This is a genomic window from Propionivibrio limicola (assembly GCF_009469695.1).
In the GTDB taxonomy this organism is placed as follows: Bacteria; Pseudomonadota; Gammaproteobacteria; order Burkholderiales; family Rhodocyclaceae; genus Propionivibrio; species Propionivibrio limicola.
The window spans coordinates 17,342-42,734 of record NZ_SSSR01000006.1 but is presented as its reverse complement, the minus strand read 5'-3'; the positions used below and the strand labels follow the sequence as shown (position 1 = coordinate 42,734).

The following is a 25,393-nucleotide window of genomic DNA, read 5'->3' as shown; positions in this document are numbered from 1 at the left end:
GACAACCATGAAGAAACTGTTTGCTGCTCTTGCTCTCGTCGGTGCGATGCTGGTCAGCGCTCCGACCTGGGCCGAAGAAAAGCCGGTCGACGCCACCATCGCCACGGCCATTGCCGAAGCCCCCGCTGCCACGGCAGCGGCAGCTCCAGCAGCGGCCACCGCGACACCGGCCACCGCCGAGCAGGCGCCGGCCCCCGTTGCCGACAAGGCCGACAACGCTTGGATCATGATCAGCGCCGCGCTCGTCATCCTGATGTCGATTCCGGGCCTGGCCCTCTTCTATGGCGGCCTCGTCCGCACCAAGAACATGCTCTCGGTGCTGATCCAGGTGTTCGTCACGTTCTCGTTGATCAGCGTTCTCTGGGTTGTTTACGGATACTCGCTGGCCTTCACCGAGAGCGGCGCCTTCTTCGGTACGCTCGACAAGCTGTTCCTGAACGGTGTCACGGTTGAGTCGGTCGCCGCCACCTTCAGCAAGGGCGTGGTCATCTCCGAACTCGCTTACGTCATCTTCCAGGGCGCCTTCGCGGCGATCACCTGCGGGCTGATCGTCGGCGCCTTCGCCGAGCGCGCCAAGTTCGCCGCCATCCTCGCCTTCATGGTCATCTGGTTCACCTTCTCCTACATCCCGATGGCTCACATGGTGTGGTACTGGGCGGGTCCGGATGCCTACGTCGACGCCGCGGCCGCTGAAGCGGCTGGCAAGACCGCCGGCTTCCTGTTCCAGAAAGGCGCACTCGACTTCGCTGGCGGCACCGTTGTGCATATCAACGCCGCTGTCGCCGGTCTCGTCGGCGCCATCATGATCGGCAAGCGGATCGGCTTCGGCCGCGAGTCGATGGCTCCGCACAGCCTGACCTTCACCATGATCGGCGCCTCGCTGCTGTGGTTCGGCTGGTTCGGTTTCAACGCCGGCTCGGCGCTCGAAGCCAACGGCGGTTCCGCCCTGGCCATGGTCAACACCTGGGTCGCCACCGCTTGCGCAACGCTCTCCTGGATGTTCGCCGAATGGATGCTCAAGGGTAAGCCCTCGATGCTCGGTGCCGCTTCCGGCGCTGTGGCCGGCCTCGTGGCGATCACCCCGGCCGCCGGTTTCGTCGGCATCAAGGGCGCCATCATCATCGGCCTCCTCGCCGGCGTCGTCTGCCTGTGGGGTGTCAATGGCCTGAAGCGCATGCTCGGTGTCGATGACTCGCTCGACGTGTTCGGCGTGCATGGCGTCGGCGGTATCCTCGGTGCCATCCTGACCGGTGTCTTCTGCGATCCGTCGCTCGGTGGTACGGGTGTCTACGACTACGTGGCCAACGCCGTCGGCGAATACAACATGACGGCACAAGTCATCAGCCAGCTGTGGGGCGTCGGTGTGGCCGTCGTCTGGTCTGCCATCGTCTCGGTAGTGGCCTTCAAACTGGTCGACATGTTCATCGGTCTGCGCGTGCCGCAAGACCAGGAACGCGAAGGTCTGGACCTCACCTCGCACGGCGAACAGGCCTACCACAACTAAGCATTCTGTTTCTCCTCGGAAGTTCTTTGGGCGCCCTTGCGGCGCCCTTTTTTTGTTTTGCGGTGGCATGCCAAACTTGCCGACCTGAGGGCCGATTTTGCCGGCGGCAACGCCACGCCATGGGCAACTCATTGATCTTGCTGCATTTTGGCGTATGGCACAGGCTTTGCGACAACAGTGCTCCGCACGGACAACAAGGAGCACCCCATGAAAATCGAAGACGCCGCCGTTTGCCTTCAGGCCGAGCACGAATTGCGCAGCGAGTGTGAAACGACGTCGCAGCTCTCCGCTTCGCTACCGAGCTTCCGCTCGCTGTTCAATCAACTCGCCGAATCCGGCGACACGCCGACGGCCATCGACAGCGCCCTGCCGACGGCTGGATCGTTGCAGGCCCGCTTGCAGCTCTTTATCCAGAAACTGACGGCCAACCTGTTCGAAATGCTCTATGCAACGCAAGGCAACGCCGGCCAGAACGGCCTGAGCGATCTGCTGCAAAACTGCGGCAATCTGCAGACAGGCCAGGCAACTCGGGCCGCGCTGCCATTCACGCCCGCGCGGACGATCGAAATCGAATGGACGAAAACGGTCAGCGAACGCATCGAGGAGCACGAGCGCACCACGTTCGCCGCCGCAGGACAGGTGCACACCGCCGACGGCCGCCAGCTCGATTTTTCGCTCGAACTCGGCATGTGCCGCGACTATTCCTGCACGCGGACGAGTACGACGAGCGAGCGAATCGAGTTGCGCGACCCGCTGGTCATCAACTTCGACGGTAACGCCGCCGAACTGTCGGGCAAGCGTTTCGCCTTCGACCTGGATTACGACAGCACATCTGAATCGCTCGCCGGCCTCGCCGCCGGTAGCGGCTATCTGTGCATCGACGCGAACGGCGATGGCTGCATCAACGACGGCAGCGAGCTGTTCGGCACGCGTTCCGGCAACGGCTTTGCCGATCTCGCCAAGCTCGACAGCGACGGTAACTACTGGCTCGACGAGGCCGACGCGGCGTTCGACGCGCTGCGCGTCTGGCAATTCAATGGCGAAAGCGCTGATACATCGGGCACGCTCGCCAGCCTGCGCGACCAGGGCATCGGCGCGCTCTACCTCGGCGAGACGGCGACGCCGTTCACGCTCAAGGACGACGACAACCGCACGCTCGCCCAGATCCGCCGCAGCGGCATCTATCTCAACGAAGACGGCCGCGCCGGCAGCCTGCAGCAGATCGATCTGGCCGTGTGAGAGCACCGCGCGGCGCCGCGAAAATCGCTACACTCGGAACAGTGACGAAAGCGCTTTTGACAACGGGGGCCAACGAGATGCAAACACAAACGGTCAGTCTGATCGGCGCGCCGACCGACATCGGCGCCGGCACGCCGGGCGCCCGCATGGGGCCGGAAGCGCTGCGCGTGGCCGGGATTGCCGACGCCATCGCCCGCTTCGGCTTCGCGGTGCACGACATCGGCAACGTCAGCGGCCCGCCCAATCCTGGCCAGCCGCCTGTCGACGGTTTCCGCCATCTGCCCGAGGTGATCGCCTGGAACCGCGCGGTGCATGACGCCATCCATGGCGAGCTGGCCGCGGACCGTCTGCCGATTCTGCTCGGCGGCGACCATTCGCTGGCGGTCGGCTCGATCAGCGCCGTCGCCCGCCACTGCCGCGCGCGGCAGAAGAAGCTGCGCGTGCTGTGGTTCGACGCGCACGCCGACTTCAACACCGCCGCGCTGACGCCTTCCGGCAACCTGCACGGCATGCCGGTCGCCAGCCTGTGCGGCTTCGGCCCGCCCGGACTCGTCGACCTGGCCGGCTTCGTGCCTGCCATGCGCGCCAGGGACATCCGCCAGATCGGCATCCGCAGCGTCGATGCCGGCGAGAAGCGCCTCGTGCACGACGCCGGCATCGAGGTGTTCGACATGCGCTTCATCGACGAAATGGGCATGCGCCATACGATGGATCTGGCGCTCGCGCTGATCGGTCCGGACACGCATCTGCACGTCAGCCTCGACGTCGACTTTCTCGACCCCGACATCGCGCCGGGCGTCGGCACCACGGTACGCGGCGGCCCGACCTACCGCGAAGCGCAGCTGTGCATGGAGATGATCGCCGACAGCGGGCGGCTGGCCTCGCTCGATGTCGTCGAGCTCAACCCGGCCCTCGACTTACGGAACCGCACCGCCGAACTGGCCGTCGATCTGATCGAAAGCCTGTTCGGCAAGAGCACGCTGATGCGCACCTGAGGAAGCGGCGTATCATGCCGTTCGCACTCTTCGCCGCTCCCCATTTTTCATGCCGCATCTCTTCGTCGACATTTCCTCGCACGGCCTCGGCCATCTGGCGCAGACTGCGCCAGTCCTCAATGCGCTCGCCGAACGCCTGCCCGGGCTTCGCCTGACCCTCCGCAGCGGCCTTGCGCCGGAAATGCTGCGCGCCCGTATCCGCCCCGCTTTCGAACACATTCCGGGACGCAGCGATTTCGGCTTCGTCATGATCGACGCCACGCGTATCGACCGCGAAGCCACGGCGGTGGCCTACCGGGAGTGGCACGCCGACTGGCCGCGGCGCGTCGCCGAAGACGCCGCCTTGTTGAAGCAGCTCGCCCCCGATCTCGTCCTCACCGACGTCGCCTATCTGCCGCTCGCCGCCGCGGCCGTCGCCGGCATCCCGAGCCTCGCCATGAGTTCGCTCAACTGGGCCGATCTCTTTGAGCACACGTTCGATCACGAACCCTGGGCGGCCAGGATTCACGGCGAGATACTGGCCGCCTACCGCAGCGCCTGCTGCTTCCTGCGCCTGACGCCGGCCATGCCGATGCCGGGCCTGCCGCGCACGCGCACCATCGCGCCGGTGGCTTCGCTCGGACAGGATCGGCTCGCCGAACTCGATGCCCGGCTACCCGGCCCGGCCGGTGAAAAACGGGTGCTCGTCGCCTTCGGCGGCTTCGACAAGCCGCTCGCCGCCGAGCGCTGGCCGCACCATCCCGGTGTGCGCTGGCTGGTGCCGGCACACTGGGACATCCGCCGCCCGGATTTTTCCGCCTTCGCACCGCTCGGCCTGCCCTTCACCGACCTGTTGCGCAGCGTCGATGCCGTGCTCACCAAGCCGGGTTATGGCACGTTCACCGAGGCAGCCTGCAACGGCACGCCGGTCGTTTTCCTGCGCCGCGACGACTGGCCGGAACAGGACTGCCTGATCGACTGGCTCGCCGCGCATGGACGCGGCCTGGAAACCACGGAAGCCGACCTGCTCTCAGGGATGACGCTCGCCGGATTGCGAACGCTGTGGGAAGAAACGCCGCCCCCGCCGCCGCTTCCATCCGGCGCGGAGGAAGCGGCCGCCCTCATCGCCGAACATCTATCCGCGCCGGTATCGCCTGTGGAATTGGTAGAATCGTGCGCTACCAGCCACCGCTCCGACGCATCACTACCGTCCCCATGTCCGACCCGAACGCACTGACTGCCGACCAGACGACCACCGCCGGAGCTAACGCCTCGGTCGATCACGGCCTGCTCTGGCTCGACGGCGATCTTCGCGTTGTCGGGCATAACGCCACCTACCAGCAATTGATGGAACTCGACGGCGAGCTGGAAACGTTCATCGGCCGCCCGTTCCAGGAACTGTTGCGGTCGTTGCAGCAGCGCGGTGAATTCGTCGACGGCGAGGTCGAGCGCTACCTGAGCGATCACCTGCCGATCCTGCGCAACCGCGAGTCGTTCAAGGTCGAACGGGTGCGGCCGAACGGCGTCGCCCTGTCGATCTCGGCCGTGCCACTCCCCGGCGGCGGCTATGTGTATGTCTATCACGATGTCAGCGAGACCCGCCGCCTGCGCGAATTGCAGCGGCGCAGCGCCAAGGCATCGGTCATCGCCATGGCCAATCTCGCCGAACACCGCGATGCCGACACCGGCATCCACGTGCTGCGCGTCGCCCGGCTCGTCGGCCAGACAGCGCGCAAGCTGATGATGCTCGGTAAATTCAGGGCGGTGATCGACGAGGAATTCATCGAACGGGCCGCCACCGCCAGCATCCTGCACGACATCGGCAAAATCACCACGCCCGACCATATCCTGCTCAAGACGGGAGAACTCTCGGCCACCGAGCGGCAGACGATTCAGGAGCACACGACCATCGGCGCCCGCCTCATCCGGCAGGCCAAGCTGACCATGGGCGACAACCCCTATCTCGACATGGGCGCCGAGATTGCCCTCACGCACCACGAATGGTTCGACGGCGGCGGCTATCCGCACAGCCTCGCCGGTGCGGAAATTTCGCTCGCCGGCCGCATCTGCACGGTGGCCGACGTGTTCGACGCGCTGACCTCGCACCGCCCCTACAAAACACCCTGGACGGCCCAGCAGGCCCTCCACCGGATCCAGGAAAAGAGCGGCTCGCAGTTCGACCCCGCGGTCGTTGCCGCCTTCGTCGAGGTCATCAAGGAGCGCGAAACCGCCTGCCTGTTCCCGTGGGACGACGCGATGAGCGTCGGCAATCCGCGCATCGACGAACAACACCGCATCCTCATCGACACGGTGAACCAGCTGGCCGGCGTCGGCAGCCTGCACAACCACTACGCGGTGGCGATGATCATCGACGAACTCCTCGTCTATGCGGCCTTCCACTTCGATTTCGAAGAGAAGCTGATGTCATCCGCCGACTTCCCCCACTTCGACGAGCACCAGCGCATGCACCAGGAGTTCGTCAGATGGGTCGAAGACTTCCGCGACGACTTCATCGCCTACGGGAAGAAAGCGCTGGGCGAACCGGTGCTGGCGTTTCTCAAGGACTGGCTCAAGCAGCACATTTTCGAGGAAGACCAGCGCTACCGCCCCTTCGTCGAAAAGCTGGCGATCTGAGGAAGCCCTTTTATTCGTCACACCGGCGAAAGCCGGTGTCCAGTTCGTTGATTCTTCTGGATTCCGGCGTTCGCCGGAATGACGCTTGTTGACTTAAGCACCTCCCTCAGAGGGGAAATCCGAAACGCTTGAGCAGAACGCTGGTTTCGTAGAGCGGCAACCCCATCACGCCCGTGTAGCTGCCGGTCAGATGCTTGACGAACAGGCCGGCGCGCCCCTGGATGCCGTAGGCGCCGGCCTTGTCCATCGGCTCGCCGCTGGCGACGTAACGGCGGATCTCGTCGTCCGTCAGTTCGCCGAAACAGACTTCGCTGACCGAGATCACCGATTCGAGCCGCCCTTCGAAGGCGACGGCGACGGTGGTCAGCACACGATGTGTGCGACCGGAAAGCCGGCGCAGGATGAACCGCGCGTCCTCGGCATCAACCGGCTTGCCGATGATCTCTCCGTTGAATTCGAGCGTCGTGTCGGCGGCCAGCACCGGCTGCGGCCGGAGCCTGCGCCAGCCGGCAATCTTCGCTCCGTGCACCGCCTTGGCGCGGGCGACGCGGTCGACGTATATGACGGGAGCCTCGTCCGCATGGGGCGTCTCGTCGACTTCGCTATCCTCGCGCGCCCCGCCGCGGAAGGCGAGGGTGTCGAACTGGATGCCCATCTGCGTCAGCAGCTCGCGCCGGCGCGGACTGCGCGAGGCGAGGTAGAGGCGTGGATTGCGTGTATCGATCGGCATTTTGTTCCTCCTCTCCGGCTAGCCTTCCCGGTGATACGGGTGGTTCTTGACGACGCTGACGGCGCGGTAAAGCTGCTCGCACAGCACGAGCCGCGCCATGGCGTGCGGCAGCGTCAGGCTGGAGAGGCGGATCATGTCGCTGGCGCGCCGCTTCAGCTCCTCGTCGATGCCGTCGGCACCGCCGATGATGAAGGCGGTGTCGCCGCCCTCCTGCATCCAGTTTTCCAGCCGCTGCGCCAGTTTCAGCGTCGTCAGATCGGCGCCGCGCTCGTCGAGCACGACGATCCGGGCGAATCCTTGCAGCGCCTGGTCGAGCCGCCCCTTTTCGGCGGCCAGCAATTGCTCGCGCGTCTTCGAGCCGCGCGGCTCCGGCTTGATCTCGACGACCGAAAGCGGCAGCTCGCGCGGCATGCGCTTGAGGTATTCGGCGCAGCCGTCGGCGACCCAGCCGGGCAGCTTGTGCCCGACGGCAAGGATGGCCAGCCTCACGCTCGCACCCTCTTACGCGTGGGCCGCGGCCGCCTTGCGGACGCGCTCCGGCCCCTTGCCACCCCACAGCTCTTCGATGTTGTAGTAGCTGCGGATGGCCGGCTGCATGACATGCACGACGATGTCGCCGAGGTCGACCAGCACCCATTCGCCGGTGTCCTCGCCTTCGCTCGAGATGACTTCGCCGCCCGCCTCGCGCACCTTGTCCTGCACGTTGCGCGCCAGCGACTTGACCTGGCGATTGGAGTCGCCGCAGGCGACGACGATGCGCTCGAAGAGCGAAGTGAGGCGGGTCGTGTCGATGACTTCGATGTCGCGGCCCTTGATGTCCTCAAGCGCGTCGACGACGATTTTTTCCAGTTGCGATACGTTCATTACGTTTTCAGTTTCCCAAGTAAAAATGGTGATTGCGAATGTAATCCACGAGGCTGTCGGGGAGCAGATAACGCGGACTCAAACCCTTCGACAACAGCTCGCGGATGCGGGTTGCCGAAATGTCGAGCGGCGTCATGGCGAAGGTCACGATGCGCCCGGCCGGCGCACCGGTGAGATCGGCCGGATCGGTGCTGCCGCGCTCGCGGTAGAGCGCCGCCAGCGCCGGCGGCAGACTGGCCGCGTCGATCGAATAGCCGGGACGATGGGCGACGCCGATGTGCGCCAGTTCGAGCAGGCGTTCCCAACGGTGCCAATTCGTCATCCCGGCAAAGGCATCGGCGCCGGCCAGCAACACCAGCGGACGCGCAGTACCGCAATGCTCCGGCTGGCGCAGCCGTTCGAGCGTCGGCACGGTGTAACTGGGCTGCGCCGCTTCGACCTCGGCGGCGTCGAGTTCAAAACGCGGATTCCCGGCTATGGCCAGCCGCACCATCGCCAATCGCTGCGCCGCACTGACCCGCGGCGATTCACGCAAGGCCGGCCGGCCGGCCGGAATCCAGCGCACGGCGGCCAGGCCGAGCGCATCCGCCGCCTCTTCGGCCAGACGCAGGTGACCATAATGCACCGGGTCGAAGGTGCCGCCAAAAACGCCAAGCGGCTGGTTTTGCACCGCGTCAGACATTCTCGTCGATGATGACAAACACGTCGCGGTAGCTGACGTAGAAACTGGCGTACAGCGTCGGCAACAAGACACCGATGACGAAGAACGTCATCGCCGCCGAAAACAGCTCGCCACCGCCCGCCGGTTTGAGCAAGCCGAGCACGAACCCCGGCACGAGCGCGCCGACGACGATGACTGCCACGGTATAGACGAAGAAGGCGCGCCAGTTGCGCAGGCAGGCGATGAAACTGAAAAACAGCGACTTGACGACCGGCAAGCCATGCCAGGCCACCAGCACCGGCGCAAACCAGTTGGCCATCATGATCGGCAGCAGCAAAAAAAGCGCCAGCTGGCCGGCCGCCATCACGCTGCCGCTGGCCATTGCCTCCTCGCCCGGCGGCTGCCCAAGAACAACGAGCTGGAACAGGACGCCGCCATCGATCAGTGTCGTCACGCCGAGCACAACGATGCTGAAAACGCAGTACACCCCGCCGAGCTGGATCAGCGCCTGCAGATGGGCATGGAAACCGGAAAAAAGCACCGGTTGCGGCGCCTCGACGCCCTGATCGACCGCCCGGCAGGCGTTCATCAGACTGACCGAAAAGGCCGGAATCAGGATGAAGCCGAGCAGCTGCCCGATGAACGGAACGGCGTTGATCAACGCCATCGCCAGCCAGTAGCCGAGCACGAGGACCGACAACTGGAACGGCTTGCGGCGGAAGATGGCAAAGCCGTCGGTCAGCCAGCGCCAGCCGCGGCTGGCGGGAAGGGTCAAAGCTTGCATGAGGTCACGACACGAAAATCAGAGGGCAACGAAAATATCCCGATAGGCGGCATACACCGACCCGGCAATGACCGGGATGAGTACCAGAAAGCCGAGCAGCACGGGCAGCGCGGCGAAGAACATCAGGACGGCAAGCATCAGCCCATAGACGATGAACGGCAGCAGATTCTTCAGACAGGCGTTGAAGCTGGCTTTCGCCGCGTCCACCGGCGGCATGCGGTTGAACAACACCAGCGCCGGAGCGAACCACAGGGCCATGAGCACCGGCACCGAGAGCAGCAGCGATACCAGCATCGTCAGCATCATGCCGCCCATGGCCACGCCGAAACCGGCCGGCCGGCCCATCATCATGCCGCCGGCCAGACTGCCGCCGCCCAGCAGCAGGCCAATCAGGAGAATGACCAGCATGGCCGCCATATAGAGAACACCGAGCGTGACGAGGCTGCCGGTCTGCTGCTTGAAGCCGACGAACAGGTCGGCGATCTCCGGCATTTCTCCCGACTCCAGCCTGCGGCTGGTTTGCAGCAAGCCGGCCAGCAAAACCGGCGTCAAGAGGTGCGCCGCCAGCGACCCGACAAACGGCACGATCTGCAAGCCGAAAAAGATGACGAGCAGCACGACGGTCATCGCAATCCACATCCCCGGATTGGTGGCGAACAGCCCCCAACCCTGGCGCAGCCATTCAAAGGCGCTGCCGGCTTCGACCACACGGCTCTCGCCGTTGAAAGCCGGGGCCTGAATCGGAAATGGGTCCATGGCGTCGTCCCTAGAGGCGGCCGCAAGGCCGGCAAGTCAATCGGAGAGGTTCAGGAAGAAAGGAGGAAACCGGAAAAACAACGGGAGCGCAGGCAGCAAATCCGCACCGGCTCCCGATCCCGGACCGTCCCGGTGAACACCGCGCGGACGGCACATGAGCAGGGCGTCAGAAGGTGCCGATCACCCACATCGGGATGCTCAGCCCCGACGTGCCCGGTCCGTCAAGGATGGTGAAGCTGCCGTCGCCCCTCTGGTCGACGAGTTCATAGGGCACACCGTTCTTCGGAATAATCCGGATCTTGTACAGACGGCCATTCACCCGGTATTCCTCGATCGTATCGGTGTCCTGGCGCTTGATCGTCACTTCGGGCTCGACCGACTCGTCGATCACCTCCACGACTGGCGGACGAGCATCCGGCACGGCTGGCGGAGCGGCCGGCGTCTGAACCTGGGCCGAAACCGGTGCGGCGGCACAGGCCAGCAGGAAGACGAAGGGGAGAAAGCGGCGCATGGCAAATAATCCGTTTGGCAATGAGGCGGGGAAACCGAAGGGCGTTGATTGTATTACAAATTGAGCAACATCTCCCGCTCGCACGGCAACGGGGCAAAGCCGCGCGTCTCGTAATGCTTGAAGATGGCCTCGACCACATCGGCCGGTTCATCGATCAACTGGATCAGATCCATGTCTTCGGGCGAAATCATGCCCTCATCAACCAGCCGGTCGCGCAGCCAGTCAACCATTCCCTGCCAGAACGGTGAATGCACGAGGATGATCGGAATCTTCTGGCTCTTGCCAGTCTGCACCAGCGTCAACGCCTCCATCAACTCGTCGAGCGTGCCGAAGCCGCCCGGCATCACCACATAAGCATTGGCAAAGCGCACAAACATGTACTTGCGGGCAAAAAAGTGGCGGAAGGTCTGCGAAATATCCTGGAACCTGTTCGACGTCTGCTCGTGTGGCAGCTGGATGTTGAGCCCGACGCTCGGCGACTTGCCGTGGTAGGCGCCCTTGTTGGCGGCTTCCATGATCCCCGGACCGCCGCCGGAGATGACCGAAAAACCGGCATCCGACAGCAGGCGAGCGATTTCCTCGGTCAGTTTGTAATACGGTGACTCAGGCGGCGTGCGGGCGCTGCCGAAGATCGACACGGCTGGACGAATCGAGGACAGGCGCTGCGTCGCCTCGACGAACTCTGACATAATGCCGAAGACCCGCCAGGCCTCCTGCGAGGCTGTGAACTTGGCTGCCGCGTGATCGGCCAATTCGGGAATTTTGTCTTTTTCGGTCATCTTCTTCTCAATTCTCTTTCACTATGCCTACCTTGCTGCTGGTCGACGCGTCGTCCTACCTTTACCGCGCTTTTCATGCCATGCCCGATCTGCGCAACACGCAGGGCGAACCGACCGGCGCCATCTACGGCGTGCTGAACATGCTACGTCGGCTCGAAGGCGACTACAAGGCGCACGACGTAGCTTACAGGGCGTGCGTCTTCGACGCCAAGGGCAAAACCTTCCGCGACGACTGGTACCCGGAGTACAAGGCGCACCGGCCGCCGATGCCGGACGATCTCGCCCGCCAGATCGAGCCGATCCACGCCTGCATCGAGGCCGCCGGCTGGCCGATCCTGATGGTCGACGGCGTCGAAGCCGACGACGTGATCGGCACCCTGGCGAAACAGGCCGCCGCGCAGGGCATCGACGTCGTCGTCTCGACCGGCGACAAGGATCTGGCGCAACTCGTCGATGCCCATATCACGCTGGTCAACACGATGAGCAACGAGGTGCTCGACGAAGCCGGCGTGTTCGCCAAGTTCGGCGTGCCGCCGGAGCGCATCGTCGACTACCTGAGTCTGATCGGCGACACCGTCGACAACGTGCCCGGCGTCGCCAAGGTCGGGCCGAAGACGGCGGTCAAATGGCTGGCGCAATATGGCTCGCTCGACGGCGTCATCGCCGCCGCGGCCGACATCGGCGGCGTCGTCGGCCAGAATTTGCGGCAGGCGCTCGACTTCCTGCCGCTCGGGCGGCGGCTCGTTACCGTATGCTGCGACGTCGAACTGCCGAAACCACTCGCCGACCTCACGCCACGCCCACAGGACCGCGAAAAGCTGGCCGAACTGTTCGCCCGCTACGAGATGAAATCATGGCTCAAGGAAGTGCAAACGACCCCGGCCAGTGAAACGCCGGCAACACCCACGGCGGCAGCACCTCCGACCAACCTGCTGGCCGACGGCTCGCATCGCGCCGGCTACGCGACGATCCTCGACTGGACGACATTCGACACTTGGCTGAAGAAAATCGAAGCCGCGCCGCTCACCGCGCTCGACACCGAAACGACGAGCCTCGACCCGTTCGCCGCGCGCATCGTCGGCATTTCGTTCGCCGTCACCCCCGGCGAAGCCGCCTACCTGCCGCTCGCCCACGACTACGCCGGCGCACCGGCCCAACTGCCGCGCGACGAAGCGCTGGCCCGCCTGAAACCCTGGCTGGAAGCGGCCACGCACGCCAAGATCGGCCAGAACCTCAAGTACGACCAGCACGTCTTCGCCAACCACGGCATCGCGCTGGCCGGCGTCGCACACGACACGCTGCTGCAGTCCTACGTGCTCGAAGCGGGAAAATCCGGTGTGCGCGGTCACGACCTCGGCCAGCTCGCGTTGCGCCACCTCGGGCTGGAAACCATCGCTTACGAGGACCTGTGCGGCAAGGGCGCCAGCCAGATCGGTTTCAATCAGGTCGCCGTCGAACAGGCCGCCGAATACGGCGCCGAGGACGCCGACCTGTGCCTGCGTCTCAACGAGCGGCTGCTGCCGCAACTCGACGCCAATCCAGGCCAGTTGCACGTCTATCGCGACATCGAAATCCCGGTACGCGACGTTCTGTTTCATATGGAACGCATCGGCGTTCTGATCGACAGTGACCGGCTCGCCCGGCAAAGCCACGAACTCGGCAGCCGCCTGCTGGAACTGGAAAAGCAGGCCTACGAAATCGCCGGCCAACCGTTCAACGTCAATTCGCCGAAGCAGCTCGCCGACATCCTGTTCAACAAGCTCGGCCTGCCGGTGAAGAAGAAAACGCCGTCCGGCACGCCGTCGACCGACGAGGAAGTGCTCTCCGAACTGGCGCTCGACTACCCGCTGCCCAAGGTGCTGCTCGAATCGCGGCAGCTCGCCAAGCTCAAGGGCACCTACACCGACAAGCTGCCGAAGATGGTCAACGCGCAGACCGGGCGCGTGCATACCAGCTACGCGCAGGCCGTTGCCGTCACCGGCCGGCTGGCGTCGAGCGATCCCAACCTGCAGAACATTCCGGTGCGCACCGCCGAAGGGCGGCGCATCCGCTCGGCCTTCATCGCTCCGCCGGGCGCCAGCATCGTCTCGGCCGACTACTCGCAGATCGAACTGCGCATCATGGCCCACCTCTCGGAAGACGCGCGCCTGCTCGACGCCTTCGCCCACGGCGAGGACGTGCACCGCGCCACCGCGGCCGAAATTTTCGGCGTCACGCCGCTCGAAGTCGGCCCCGACCAGCGGCGCGTCGCCAAGGTCATCAACTTCGGCCTGATCTACGGCATGAGCGCCTTCGGCCTCGCCCGCCAGCTCGACCTCGAACGCTCGGCCGCGCAGAGCTACATCGAGCGCTATTTCACCCGCTACCCCGGCGTCGCCAAATACATGGAAAGCACGCGCAACACGGCCAAGATGCATGGCTACGTCGAGACCGTCTTCGGCCGCCGCCTCTGGCTGCCGGAAATCACCGCCGCGCAAGTCGGCCGCCGCCAAGGCGCCGAACGCGCCGCCATCAACGCGCCGATGCAAGGCACCGCCGCCGATCTGATCAAGCTGGCGATGATCGCCGTACACGACTGGATCAAGCGCGAAAAGCTCAAAACTCGCCTCGTCATGCAGGTCCACGACGAACTGATCCTCGAAGTACCCGACGACGAACTCGTGCGCGTACGCGTCGAATTGCCGCCGCTGATGACGCAAGTCGCTCAGTTGCGCGTACCGCTCGCCGTCGAAGTCGGCGTCGGCGCCAACTGGGACGAAGCGCACTAAGGCGCCACGCCACGGCGCCTTCAGACCTGAGGAACTACAGCGCCACCTGCGATCCCAGTTCAACCACGCGGTTCGACGGAATCTTGAAGAAGTTGGCGAAGCTGTTGGCGTTGCGGTACATGGTGGCGAAAAGCAGCACACGCCAGTAGGCCATCTCCTTGCCGCGCTGGACCAGCAAGGTATCGCGGCCGAGGAAGAAGGACGTGGCCATCATGTCGAACTCCAGCCCGAAATGGGCACACAGTTCGAGTGCATGCGGCAGGTCCGGTTCGTCGCGGAAACCGTACTGGACGGTGATCTGCCAGAAATTCTCGTCGAGCGGGTGCACTTCGACGCGATCGATCTCCGGCACGTAAGGCACATCGAAGAACTGGATCGTCACGATCACCATGCGCTCGTGCAGCACCTTGTAGTGCTTGAGGCTGTGCAACATCGTACGCGGCACGCCTTCCGGCCGGCTGGTCAGAAAGACAGCGGTACCGGGAACGCGCGTCGCACCGCCCAACGCCAGACTCGCGATGAATTCGTTCAGGCTGATCGCACTGCCGCCGAGTTTCTCGCTCAGCAATTCCCGGCCGCGTTTCCAGGTCGTCAGCACGCCCAGGACAAACAGGCCGAAAACGAGCGGGAACCAGCCGCCATCAGCAATCTTCAGAGAGTTGGCGGCAAAGAACGCCACATCGACGAGCGCAAAAGGCACGACGCAGGCCAGCGCCCGCCAGCGGTTCCAGCGCCACTGTTGGCGGATGACGACAAAAGCCAGCAGGTTGGTGATCAGCATGGTGCCGGTCACCGCAATGCCGTACGCCGCCGCCAGATTGCTCGACGACTTGAAGCCGAGCACCAGGGCGATCACCGAACCGAGCAACAGCCAGTTGATGGCCGGCAGGTAAATCTGCCCCATCTCCCGCTCCGACGTGTGCAGGATGCGCAAACGCGGCGTGTAGCCAAGCTGGATCGCCTGCTGGGTCAGCGAAAAGGCTCCCGAGATGACAGCCTGAGAGGCGATGACGGTTGCCATCGTCGACAGCAGCAGCAACGGTATCAGCGCCCAGCCCGGCGCCATGCGGTAGAAGGGATTTTCAACGGCGGCCGGGTTGCTGAGCAGCAACGCGCCCTGCCCGAAATAATTGATCAGCAACGCCGGCAAGACGACGGAGTACCACGCGAGCTGGATCGGCCGCCGCCCGAAGTGTCCCATGTCGGCATACAGCGCCTCGCCGCCGGTCAGCACCAGCACGACCGCGCCGAGCGTGAAAAAACCGAGCAGCGGGTTATTTATGAAGAAAGCGATGCCCCACGCCGGATTGAGCGCCCGCACGACGCCGGGCGCCGCCACGATGTTGGTCAGTCCAAGCACGGTGAGCGTCGCGAACCAGAGCAGCATGACCGGTCCGAACAGCTTGCCGACGCTGGCCGTGCCGTGCCGCTGGATGAGGAACAGGCCGGTCAGCACAACAAGCGCCAGCGGGATGACGAGTTGCTCGAAGGCCGGCGTGATGATCGCCAGCCCCTCAACGGCGGAGAGCACCGAAATCGCCGGCGTCACCACGCCGTCGCCATAGAACAGCGCCGCGCCGGCCAGGCCGAGCATGAGAACGATACGGCGTTGCGGTCCGTCCCGCTCATCGCGCAAGGCCAAGGCCATCAGCGCCATGATGCCGCCCTCGCCCCGGTTGTCGGCACGCATGATGAAAGAGACGTACTTGCCGGTGACGACCAGCATCAGGGCCCAGAACACGACGGAGAGGATGCCGAGCACGTTGTCCGGCGTGATCGGCACCGGATGGTGCGGACTGCCGAACGTTTCCTTGAGCGCATAGAGCGGACTCGTCCCGATGTCGCCATAGACGACGCCGAGCGCCGCCAGCGCCAGACCACCGGCGCCGGTCTTGCCGGCGATGGAAGATGATGTGGAATGACTCATGAAAGGTTCCCTTGGTTTTTGAATTGGCGATCGAACGCGTTGTTGCTCAGCTCGGTCGGCTTCACGGCTGGAAGCGATAACCAACGCCCGTTTCGGTAAGCAAGTATTTGGGCTGCGCCGGATCGTCCTCGAGCTTCTGGCGCAGGTGGCCGACATAGACACGCAGATAGTGCGGACTCTCGACGTTGTTGCCCCCCCACACCTCGCGCAGCAAGTGGCGCTGCGTCAGCACCTTGCCGGGGTGGGCGATGAGCAGGCAAAGCAGGTGATATTCGATCGGCGTCAGATGCACCGTTTCCGCACGCCGCGTCACGACGCGCCGCGACAGGTCGACGCGCACGTCGCCGAAGGCGACCACCGGCGAGGCCGCCTCGCCGCGATGCGGACGGCGCAGCAGGGCGCGCGCCCGCGCCAGCAGCTCACCGACCCCGAATGGCTTGGTCAGGTAATCGTCGGCGCCGGCGTCGAGCGCCCAGATCTTGTCGTTCTCGTGCGAACGCGCCGACAGCACGAGGATCGGCGCATCCGACCAGTGGCGGAAATCGCGGATGAAATCAACGCCATTGCCGTCCGGCAGGCCCAGATCGAGCATGACCAGATCGGGAATACATTCGCCGGCGGCGACCAGCCCCTTGCCCGACGTCTCGGCCTCGAAGACGCGGCAGCCCTCATCTTCCAGCGCCGTGCGCACGAAACGGCGGATCTGTTTCTCGTCCTCGACGATGAGCACGATTGGCGCGGCTTCACTCATGTTTCGCTCCCCGGTTGCGGCACGGCCACCTCTTCTTCGATCACCGGCGGCGTACCGAGCGGCAGGAAGAAGGTGAGACATCCACCGCCTTGCGGCAGGTTGCTGGCAGCAATGGCTCCCGCGTGCGCCTCGATGATCGCGCGGCAAATGGCCAGCCCGAGACCGACGCCCGGCGTCGTCGACTCGGCAGCACCGCGCACGAACATTTCGAAGAGCGGCGCCCCATCGCGCACCGGAAAGCCGGGACCGCCGTCGATGACATCGACTCGCGCCCGCCCCTCCTCGACCTGCACGCGAATCTCGATCCCGGCGCCCGGCGGCGAGTATTTGGCCGCGTTCTCGAGCAGGTTGCAAAAGACGCGCTCGATCAGCACCGAATCGAATTCGATCAGCGGCAAGCCGGGCGCCAGCGTCACTTTGACCGGATGCTCGGCGAGCGCCCGGCCGAGCAGCTTGATGCTCGACCCGATCACTTCCTCGATCGGCTGCCACTCCTTGCGCAGCGTGACTTCGCCGGCATGCAGGCGCGCCATGTCGAGCAGATTGCCGACAAGGCTGCACAGCTGTTCCGACTGCTCGCGGATGGCCTCGGCCGTCTCCCGCGCTGCGCTAGATAGCGGCGGCTTGCTCACCGTCAGCGAATCGGCGAGCCCGACCAGCGCCGTCAACGGCGTGCGCAGATCGTGTGAGACCGCCGAGAGAATCGAACTGCGCAACCGCTCCGCAACCATCTGCACCTGCGTGCGCTGGGCGACCTCGACGTAATGCAGGCGCTCGATGGCAATCGCCACCAGTGAGGCCATCGCCTCCAGACGCTGCCGCTGGTCGAGCAGCGCTTCCGTAGCCAGCGTGCTGTCCGCCGGGGCCACGGCAATCACCCCGCGCACGCGCATCGGCGCTTTCAACGGCAGATAAAGCACGGCATAACCGGCGGCCAGCGGCTGGCAGTCGACCGGCCGGCCCTGCTCGAAGGCGATCGTCGCCAGACGCGGCTCGACGCCGACCGACGCCCCGGCCGTTTGCATCCGCCCCGCGCTGTCCGCGAACAGCAGCGCGGCACGTGCATCGAGAACGTTAGCCAGGAAATGGGATGTGCTGTCGACGACCTGCTCGATCGTCAACGCCCCGGTCAAGTCGCGCGCCATTTCGTAGAGCGCCTGCGCCCGCGCGGCTTCGGTCGCCGATTCGTCGGCCTTCTGGCGCAACCCGGCCGTCAGCCGGCCGGTGATGATGGCCACCGCCAGCATGACGGCGAAGGTCACCAGATACTGGCCGTCATTGACCACAAAGGAGAAGCGCGGCGGCACGAAAAAGAAGTCGAACAGCCCGACGCTGAGAAACGCCGCCAGCAGCGCCGCCCGCAAGCCGAGCGTGACGGCGACCAGCAACACCGTGAGCAGGAACAGCATCACGATGTTGGCCAGATCGAGCACATCGCGTAGCGGCGTGGCAACGAGCGCCATCGCGGCACACGCCAGAATGGTCAGCAGATAGCGCTGCCAGCCGGCCAGTCCGGGCCGACCGCTAGCGGGGATGGTTGCAATGGTCCGCATATCGAGCCTCCACGCAACCGCATAAGCGATGCGCGTTCATCAAGAAGGCGGCCATTGTCCGGCGGCGAAAATAAAAAAAGTGTAAATATCCGCGGCCCGGCACCCGCGCTTTCACGCCGACGCGGACCGCTTTTCCGGTTCGTCCCGAATCAGACGCGGAAACGAGTGACCTGCGCCTGCAAACCTTGCGCAATCTGCTCAAGATGTACCGCCGTATCGGCCGTGTGGCGGATCGTCGCCGTGGTTTCCTCGACCATCTGGGCAATCTGTTCGACACGCTGGGCAATCGACGTGCTGGCGCTGCCCTGTTCGTGCGTCGCGTCAGCCACTTCGCGCACGCGCGCTAGCGTCCGCTCGGCACCGTGCTCGATCGCGTGCAACGACTCCGTCGCCGAACGGGCCAGCTGAACGCCGCCTTCGACTTCCGGCAATGCCTCGTTCATCGCCTCGACGGCCCCCGTTGTATCGCCCTGGATGCCGGCGATCATCTGCTCGATCTCGGTCGTCGCCAGCGACGTGCGCTCGGCCAGTTTGCGCACCTCGTCGGCCACCACGGCAAAACCACGCCCCTGCTCGCCGGCCCGCGCCGCTTCGATCGCCGCATTCAAGGCCAGCAGATTGGTCTGCCCGGCAATGTCCTTGATGACGCTGGCGACCGACGAAATCTGGGCCGCCCGCCCTTCGAGGGCACGAATGCGTTCCGAGGCGCCGGACACCGTCGCCGAAATCCGCTGGATCGCCGCCGTCGCCTGCTCGACGCGTTCGCTGCCTTCGCTGGCGAGCGCCATCGCTTCGCGCGAGTCACTCTCCGTCTCGCGCGCGCTGTCAGAAATGTGGGTCGAGCTGACCGTCAATTCCTCGATCGCCGCCGCCATCGCCGAAGTGGCATCGGATTGCTCGCTGGCCGCCCGCGATACTTCGGTCGACGCATGGTTGATCTGTTCGGCGTTATCGACCAGCTGATTGGCGCTGCTGTTGATTTCGCGCACCAGTTCGCGCAGCGAGGCGACCATCGCATCGAGCGCATGCAGCAGGCTGCCGCGCGGCGCCGCACCAACGGACGCGGTGAGATCGCCGCCGGCGACGCGCTGCATGACGGCCACCGCCTCGGTCGGCTCTCCGCCGAGCTGGCGCAGGATGCCGGACCCGATCCGCCAGCCGAAGAAGCTGAGCAACAGGACGAGCAGCAGGGAAACGCCACCGAGCAGCAGCGCCGCCTGCCGGTATTGCGTATCGACGTCATCGATATAGATGCCGGTCCCGAGCACCCAGCCCCACGGTTTGAACAACGCGGTGTAGGCCAGCTTCGGCTCCGGCGTTTGCTGACCGGCGCGGGGGAACCAGTAATCGAGAAAACCGCCGCCATTGACCGCCGTCGACACAATGGCCTGGATGAGCAATTTGCCGTTGGCATCCTTCATGTCGGCCTTGTTCTGTCCTTCGAACTCGACTTTCGGCGGCAACAACACATAGACGTGGTTGGTATCGAGCACAAAGTAGTAGTCGTTGCTGCCGTAGCGCAGGTTGCGCAGGCTTTCGCGGGCGGCGTTTTTCGCCTCCTCCTCGGACAATTTCCCTTCTTGCGCCAGCTTCTGGTGATGCTCAAGCACACCCATGCCGATCTCGATGATATTTTTTGTCTTGTCGCGCCGATCCTCCATCATGCTGTCTTTCAACTGCAGCAAGGCAATGAAGCACAAGACGAGCAGGCCCACCAGCGTCAGCCCGACCAGCAACTGCATGCGTGTCGATACACGCAACGAGTTCAACCCACCCATATTTCCCCCTTTTGACGTTTTAGCGGCGAAAGAAGCGCGAAGCGCGCTCCCGCCAACCGGAAAGATTAGACGCCGAAGCGGAAAACGAAGCAACCGCCCCGCCATCCTGCGGGGCACTGATCAATTGATGGCGGGAAGAAAATCAGACAGGAGTGCCGGAATCCGGCTTGTCGGCGCGAAACAGATGCAGGTGCACCACCTTCCCGTGCGCGGCTTTTTCGCGTGCTTCGGGTTGAACTTTGGCGCCGGGGCGGAAATAACCGGTAGCATGCTTTTTACGCAAGACCGCGAGTCGCTCGACGACATTCAAGTCGGCCGGGATTTTCAGCGGCCTGACAGTTTTGCTCATGTATCCGGTCCTGCTTTCTTCGATTCTTTTGTGGCAACAAAGCCCCCGAGCGCTGGCGACGAACGAGCCAACACGGTGCCGCTTCGTCCAAGGCACGCATGCAAAAACAATCGGGATTTTTAATTCGGGGCGCCTGCTTTATGGCGCCAATCAACAGCCGTAAGGCTGGAGCGGGAGACGAGTCTCGAACTCGCGACCTCAACCTTGGCAAGGTTGCGCTCTACCAACTGAGCTACTCCCGCAGGGTCACAATCAGCTTGACCTGCTTTTTTTTGGCTCCCCGACCTGGGCTCGAACCAGGGACCTACGGATTAACAGTCCGGCGCTCTACCAACTGAGCTATCGGGGAATCGTCCAATCACTTCAGGCAGCACCGCCTGAAAGGAGCGCGATTATAGCCTTGTCTGGAAAAAATGTGCACTCCGATCACACATTTTTTTCTTCAAAAAAAACGCATCGCCGAAATCAGGGGATGCACATCCATCACGCGACGATCAGTGGTTGCAAATCTTCTCGGGCTGTGTGTTGAAGCCGGAACCGCTGACGCTCTCGACAAATTTGCCCTTGGCGGCAAGAAAATCAATCAGTTGCTCTGCCGTCATATCCTGCGCGCTGCAGGTATGAAAGCGCGCCTCCGCGCCAAACCGCGCCTCGACGGCTGTTTTCAGACTTTCGCGGGAGAAACCGCCGCCCTGTTCCAGCATGAAATGCATGACGTCGTGACCGTGGATCGATTCGCTCATGAGGGTCTCCTGTTTAGTAAGTTGATTGCAATGGCCGAAATTCTATAGCTCAATCACCAGATCGCCCTTGGCCACGGAACTGCAGGCCAGCACGTAGCCGGCTTCGATCTCTTCCGGCGTCAGCGGCAATGCGCTGCCCGAGTCAACCTCGCCCGCGGCGACCTTGCATTTGCAGGAGCCGCACACGCCGGTGCGGCAGGCACCGATGATCGGCAACCCCTCGCGTTCGAGCACATCGAGCAGCAGTTCTCCTTCGGCGATTTCGGCTGTCTTGCCGAAGGCCGGAACGTTGAGACTGAAGCGTTCGGCGCTGACCGGCACGCCAACTGACACGTCAGCCGCAACGGGCGCGAAGTTTTCACGATGGATGGCGGATTCCGGAACACCGGCCGCGCACAGCCAATCGCTGACCGAGTCCATGTAATGCTCCTGCCCGCACAGATACGCCCGGATACCGGCCCCTTCCGGCAGCAGGCTTTGCACCCGCCCGGCGTCGAGCCGGCCATGATGGCAGGACATCCTTCCCTGCGGCTGGGTCAGGAACAGATGCAGTTTCAGGTTGGCATGGGCTTCAGCCATTGCCCGCAATTCTTGGCGAAAGATGAAATCGTCCTCGCTGCGTGCGCTGTGAAAGAAGTGAATTTCGGTATCGGCGCGGTTTTCCAGCAGCCAGCGCGTCATCGACATCATCGGCGTGATGCCGCAACCGGACGAAAACAACGCCACGCTGCCCGCCACGTCATCGGGGCGGAGGGCGAAATCGCCGGCCGGGGCCAGCGCCGGCAGTTCCACGCCCGGCTGCACGTTGTCGAGCAGCCAGTTGGAGACCCGTCCGCCGGCGACGCGCTTGACGGTGATCGACAGCGTTTCCGGCCGCGTCGGACTTGACGAGATCGAGTAGGCGCGCCAGAGCGTCTTGCCGTCGATGGCTGCGCCGACCGAAACGAACTGGCCGGGCAGGAAATCGAAAAATTGCGCCGACGGCGCGGCCAGTTCGAACGTCGCCGTATCGTGCGTTTCCTCGGTGCGGGAAATGCAGGTCAGCGGCGTTTCGCCTTGCCAGAAAAGGTGGTGTTCTGCGATTGCGTTCATGGTGAAAAACTCGAAAGGAAGCGCTTTCGACGCAGAGATCGCAGAGGGGCGGAGAACGCAGAGAAAAACCAGGTTTCACCCAGTGGGCGATAACACTTTCCTGAATTTTTCTCTCTTCTTTTTCCCCGGTTTTCTCTGCGAACTCTGTGTGCTCTGCGCACTCTGCGTTGAAAGCGGTTACGAGGTTTATGCTTTGGAAACCGCTCAGGCGGCCAGCATTTCCTTGAGGTCGTCTTCGACGTTCGAGATCAGGCGCAGGCCGAACTGCTGGTTGAGCACGCCGACGAGGTTCGGCGTGAGGAAGCCGGGCGCGGTCGGGCCGACGCGGATGTCCTTGATGCCGAGCGACAGCAGCGTGAGCAGGACAACGATAGCCTTCTGCTCGAACCACGACAGCACCAGCGACAGCGGCAGCTCGTTCACACCGCACTCGAACGCATCGGCCAGCGCCAGCGCCAACTGGATCGCCGAGTAGGCATCGTTGCACTGACCGATGTCGAGGAAGCGCGGGATGCCGTTGATCTCGCCGAATTCGAGGGTGTTGAAGCGGAACTTGCCGCAGGCGAGCGTCAGCACCAGCGCATCCTGCGGCACCGCCTTGGCCAGATCGGTAAAGTAGGTACGCTCGGATTTGTCGCCGTCGCAACCGCCGATCAGGAAGAAGTGCTTGATGTTGCCGGCCTTCACCTGTTCGATGACCGCCGGCGCGGCACCCATCAGCGCGTTGCGCGCAAAACCGGTGGTGGTGTAAACCGGCGCGGCGTCTTCGGTGAAGCCCGGTTGCTCCAGTGCAGCATCGATCGCGGCGGAGAAGTCGTTGTCGTCGATGTGCGTGACACCGGGCCAGCCGACGATGCTGCGCGTGAAGATGCGCGCGCCGTACTGGCCGACGTTCGGGTCGATGATGCAGTTCGAGGTCATCACGATGCTGCCCGGGAAGGCGGCGAATTCCTTCTGCTGGTTCTGCCAGGCGGTGCCGTAGTTGCCGACCAGATGCGGGTACTTCTTGAACGCCGGGTAGGCGTGCGCCGGCAGCATTTCGCCGTGCGTGAAGACGTTGATGCCCTTGCCTTCGCTCTGTTGCAGGATCAGTTCGAGGTCGTGCAGGTCGTGGCCGGAAACCAGGATCGCCTTGCCCTTGACCGGCACCGTGTTCACGCGCGTCGGTTCCGGGTGGCCGAAGGTTTCGGTCTCGCCCTTGTCGAGCATTGCCATGATGCGGTAGTTGAGCTTGCCGATGTCCATCGCGCACTGGAACAGCGCCCCCATGTCGGTCGGCTGCGTGCCGAGGAAGGCCATGAATTCGTGATACTTGCCAGCGACTTCCGCATCGGTCTGGCCGAGCACGCGAGCGTGTTCCATGTAGGCGGCCGCGCCCTTCAGGCCGTACAGGCAAAGCAGGCGCAGGCCGATCACATCCTCGCCGACTTCCTTCTTCTGACGGTTCAGCGCGAATTGCAGCGCATCGCTGAGCATGACGGTCTTGGCATCGGGCAGCTTGTAGTGTGCCGCGGGCGGCAGCGCTTCCGGCGTCACGCCCTGCGCCGCGCAAGCCGCCTCGTAGCGGCGGCGCAGATCGTTGCGATAGGCTTCGGCACGACGGCTGAAGTCGATGATGCGGTCGGCGTCGAAGTTGACGTTGGTCAGCGTCGAAAAGAAGGCTTGCGGCGCATAGTTGTCGATTTCCGCATCGACGATGCCGAGCTTGCGCGCTGCCACCGCGTAGGTGGAAACGGCCTGTAGCAGATGCACGAGCATGTCCTGCAGATCGGAAACTTCGCCGGTCTTGCCGCACATGCCGCGCGCGTAGCTGCAGCCGGCGTCGCCTTGGGGGGTACGGATGGTGTGTTCGCATTGCACGCAAAACATGGACAGCTCCTTTGATCGAATTGGGGATGAAATCGACAAGAGCTATTGCGAGAAGCGTGCCAACGCGGCAACACCTTGTTTTTACTGCATATTGTCTGCACGAGCAGTGCAAAGCGGGTCTTAATGACGCAAGGCGAATCGCGTCATTAAGACTCTGACAAGTCATAATGACTCAGCCGTACCCCGCCTGCACGGGGCCGGGCTATTTTCTGGCGTGCTGGCGGGCAACGTACATTCCGCTGCCGGCGATGATCAGGATTCCCAACAGCGTGCCCGGGTCGGGTATTTCACCGAACGCCACGCTACCGAACAGAACGGCCCACACCAGATGCGTATAGGTGAACGGCGCCGCGACGGCGGGACCCATGCGTTGGAAGGCCTCGATCAACAGGTAATGCCCGACCCCGGTGGAAATGCCGAGGCAAACCATGAGCAGCGCGTGATTCAGGCTCGGCATCGTCCAGCCAGGTTGCCAGGCAAAACTAGTGACAACGACACCGACCAGACCGGTAATGAAATGGGTGGTTAATGGATGCTCGGCGCCTTTGAATTTGCGCGTCAGGATCTGGTAGAAGCTGTAGCAAACCGCCGAAAAGAAGGGAAAGAGCACCGCCCAATTGAGCGCCGCACCACCGGGACGAACGATGACGAGCACGCCGATGAAGCCGAACAGCACGGCCATCCAGCCACGGAAATCGACCTTTTCGCCGAGCAGCGGCGAAGACAGCGCCGTCACCAGCAGCGGCGCCAGGAAATTGATGGCGGTGGCGTCGGCCAGCGGGATATAGCGCAAGCCGTTCATGAACAGGAAGGTAACGACGACGAGCAGCAAGGCGCGCACGATCTGCAGAAATGGCCGACTCGTTTTCAACAGCTGCCAGCGCATGCGCGGGCCGAACACGGCCAGCATGAACGTCGCGTGCGTCAGGTAACGCACCCAGAGCAGTTCCGGCACCGGGTAATAACGGGCGAGATACTTGGACAGCGCGTCGTAGATGGCGAAGAACAGCATGGTCACCAGCACGAGTGCGATACCTTGCTTTTTCTCCGAACCCAGCCAGCCGGAACCGGAGGCACGAAGGTCTTGGGCGATTTGATTATTCATTTTTCGTGAAGTTGGCAGGAAG

Annotated in this window: 23 protein-coding genes and 2 tRNA genes; 6 read left to right on the top strand and 19 right to left on the bottom strand. The window is 63.8% G+C overall.

From position 1 onward, the window contains the following. The first annotated feature begins 7 nt into the window (after positions 1-7). The 5 genes from GH659_RS06705 (at position 8) to GH659_RS06685 (ending at position 6,351) form a co-directional block, all read left to right on the top strand. Positions 8-1,504: an ammonium transporter gene (locus GH659_RS06705; RefSeq protein ID WP_153110427.1), complete on the top strand. Its 1,497-nt coding sequence runs from the start codon at positions 8-10 to the stop codon at positions 1,502-1,504. Between the two features lie 207 nt (positions 1,505-1,711). Further along, positions 1,712-2,743 carry a hypothetical protein gene (locus GH659_RS06700; RefSeq protein WP_153110425.1) on the top strand — a complete coding sequence of 344 codons (1,032 nt, stop codon included), beginning with the start codon at positions 1,712-1,714 and terminating at the stop codon, positions 2,741-2,743. A 77-nt stretch (positions 2,744-2,820) separates the two neighbouring features. After that, complete coding sequence (gene rocF, locus GH659_RS06695; protein WP_153110423.1) at positions 2,821-3,738, top strand: arginase; 918 nt, start codon at positions 2,821-2,823, stop codon at positions 3,736-3,738. A gap of 49 nt (positions 3,739-3,787) precedes the next feature. After that, entirely contained in the window at positions 3,788-4,954 is a 1,167-nt protein-coding gene (locus GH659_RS06690; RefSeq protein WP_211364140.1) for a glycosyltransferase family protein, read from the top strand. Continuing rightward, the gene (locus GH659_RS06685) at positions 4,891-6,351 is read left to right on the top strand and encodes a bacteriohemerythrin (protein WP_170285838.1); all 1,461 of its coding nucleotides are present in this window, start codon (positions 4,891-4,893) and stop codon (positions 6,349-6,351) included. Before GH659_RS06690 ends, GH659_RS06685 begins: the two co-directional genes overlap by 64 nt. 106 nt (positions 6,352-6,457) lie before the next feature. Here GH659_RS06685 and GH659_RS06680 read toward each other — a convergent pair whose 3' ends face one another. The 8 genes from GH659_RS06680 to GH659_RS06645 form a co-directional block, all read right to left on the bottom strand. Next, positions 6,458-7,081: a Maf family protein gene (locus GH659_RS06680; protein ID WP_153110419.1), complete on the bottom strand. Its 624-nt coding sequence runs from the start codon at positions 7,079-7,081 to the stop codon at positions 6,458-6,460. An 18-nt stretch (positions 7,082-7,099) separates the two neighbouring features. Further along, positions 7,100-7,570, bottom strand: a complete 471-nt coding sequence (gene rlmH / locus GH659_RS06675; RefSeq protein WP_153110417.1) for a 23S rRNA (pseudouridine(1915)-N(3))-methyltransferase RlmH — start codon at positions 7,568-7,570, stop codon at positions 7,100-7,102. Positions 7,571-7,582: 12 nt separating this feature from the next. After that, a complete protein-coding gene (gene rsfS, locus GH659_RS06670; RefSeq protein WP_153110415.1) occupies positions 7,583-7,945 on the bottom strand; it encodes a ribosome silencing factor in 363 nt (120 codons plus the stop codon). Positions 7,946-7,952: 7 nt separating this feature from the next. Further along, positions 7,953-8,627, bottom strand: coding sequence for a nicotinate-nucleotide adenylyltransferase (nadD, locus tag GH659_RS06665; RefSeq protein ID WP_153110413.1), 675 nt, complete (start codon positions 8,625-8,627; stop codon positions 7,953-7,955). Further along, a complete protein-coding gene (locus GH659_RS06660) occupies positions 8,620-9,390 on the bottom strand; it encodes a BPSS1780 family membrane protein (protein WP_153110411.1) in 771 nt (256 codons plus the stop codon). Before GH659_RS06660 ends, nadD begins: the two co-directional genes overlap by 8 nt. Positions 9,391-9,408: 18 nt before the next feature. Beyond that, a complete protein-coding gene (locus tag GH659_RS06655; RefSeq protein ID WP_153110409.1) occupies positions 9,409-10,146 on the bottom strand; it encodes a BPSS1780 family membrane protein in 738 nt (245 codons plus the stop codon). A 166-nt stretch (positions 10,147-10,312) separates the two neighbouring features. After that, positions 10,313-10,657: a DUF2782 domain-containing protein gene (locus GH659_RS06650; RefSeq protein ID WP_153110407.1), complete on the bottom strand. Its 345-nt coding sequence runs from the start codon at positions 10,655-10,657 to the stop codon at positions 10,313-10,315. A gap of 53 nt (positions 10,658-10,710) precedes the next feature. Further along, entirely contained in the window at positions 10,711-11,436 is a 726-nt protein-coding gene (locus GH659_RS06645; RefSeq protein ID WP_153110405.1) for an LOG family protein, read from the bottom strand. 23 nt (positions 11,437-11,459) lie between these two features. On the opposite strand from GH659_RS06645, the gene polA reads away from it, so the two are divergent. After that, positions 11,460-14,204 (top strand): DNA polymerase I, encoded by a 2,745-nt coding sequence (polA, locus tag GH659_RS06640; RefSeq protein WP_153110402.1) that lies wholly within the window; start codon positions 11,460-11,462, stop codon positions 14,202-14,204. Positions 14,205-14,238: 34 nt separating this feature from the next. On the opposite strand, the gene GH659_RS06635 is transcribed toward polA, so the two are convergent. The 11 genes from GH659_RS06635 to GH659_RS06585 form a co-directional block, all read right to left on the bottom strand. After that, positions 14,239-16,131 carry a potassium transporter Kup gene (locus tag GH659_RS06635; protein WP_153110400.1) on the bottom strand — a complete coding sequence of 631 codons (1,893 nt, stop codon included), beginning with the start codon at positions 16,129-16,131 and terminating at the stop codon, positions 14,239-14,241. Between the two features lie 61 nt (positions 16,132-16,192). Next, positions 16,193-16,882 (bottom strand): two-component system response regulator KdpE, encoded by a 690-nt coding sequence (gene kdpE, locus GH659_RS06630; RefSeq protein ID WP_153110397.1) that lies wholly within the window; start codon positions 16,880-16,882, stop codon positions 16,193-16,195. After that, positions 16,879-18,435 carry a DUF4118 domain-containing protein gene (locus tag GH659_RS06625; protein WP_153110395.1) on the bottom strand — a complete coding sequence of 519 codons (1,557 nt, stop codon included), beginning with the start codon at positions 18,433-18,435 and terminating at the stop codon, positions 16,879-16,881. Before GH659_RS06625 ends, kdpE begins: the two co-directional genes overlap by 4 nt. 149 nt (positions 18,436-18,584) lie before the next feature. After that, positions 18,585-20,213, bottom strand: coding sequence for a methyl-accepting chemotaxis protein (locus GH659_RS06620; protein WP_153110393.1), 1,629 nt, complete (start codon positions 20,211-20,213; stop codon positions 18,585-18,587). Between the two features lie 142 nt (positions 20,214-20,355). Continuing rightward, positions 20,356-20,562 (bottom strand): hypothetical protein, encoded by a 207-nt coding sequence (locus GH659_RS06615; RefSeq protein WP_153110391.1) that lies wholly within the window; start codon positions 20,560-20,562, stop codon positions 20,356-20,358. Positions 20,563-20,728: 166 nt separating this feature from the next. After that, a tRNA-Gly gene (locus GH659_RS06610) sits at positions 20,729-20,804 on the bottom strand. Positions 20,805-20,835: 31 nt separating this feature from the next. Beyond that, positions 20,836-20,911, bottom strand: a tRNA-Asn gene (locus GH659_RS06605). 145 nt (positions 20,912-21,056) lie between these two features. After that, positions 21,057-21,305 (bottom strand): YecH family metal-binding protein, encoded by a 249-nt coding sequence (locus tag GH659_RS06600; RefSeq protein ID WP_153110389.1) that lies wholly within the window; start codon positions 21,303-21,305, stop codon positions 21,057-21,059. A gap of 42 nt (positions 21,306-21,347) precedes the next feature. Continuing rightward, positions 21,348-22,397: an FAD-binding oxidoreductase gene (locus tag GH659_RS06595; RefSeq protein WP_153110387.1), complete on the bottom strand. Its 1,050-nt coding sequence runs from the start codon at positions 22,395-22,397 to the stop codon at positions 21,348-21,350. Positions 22,398-22,601: 204 nt separating this feature from the next. Next, positions 22,602-24,266: a hydroxylamine reductase gene (hcp, locus tag GH659_RS06590; protein WP_153110385.1), complete on the bottom strand. Its 1,665-nt coding sequence runs from the start codon at positions 24,264-24,266 to the stop codon at positions 22,602-22,604. Between the two features lie 202 nt (positions 24,267-24,468). Then, on the bottom strand, positions 24,469-25,371 hold the full coding sequence (locus tag GH659_RS06585; RefSeq protein ID WP_153110383.1) for a DMT family transporter: 903 nt from the start codon (positions 25,369-25,371) through the stop codon (positions 24,469-24,471). Positions 25,372-25,393 lie beyond the last annotated feature (22 nt).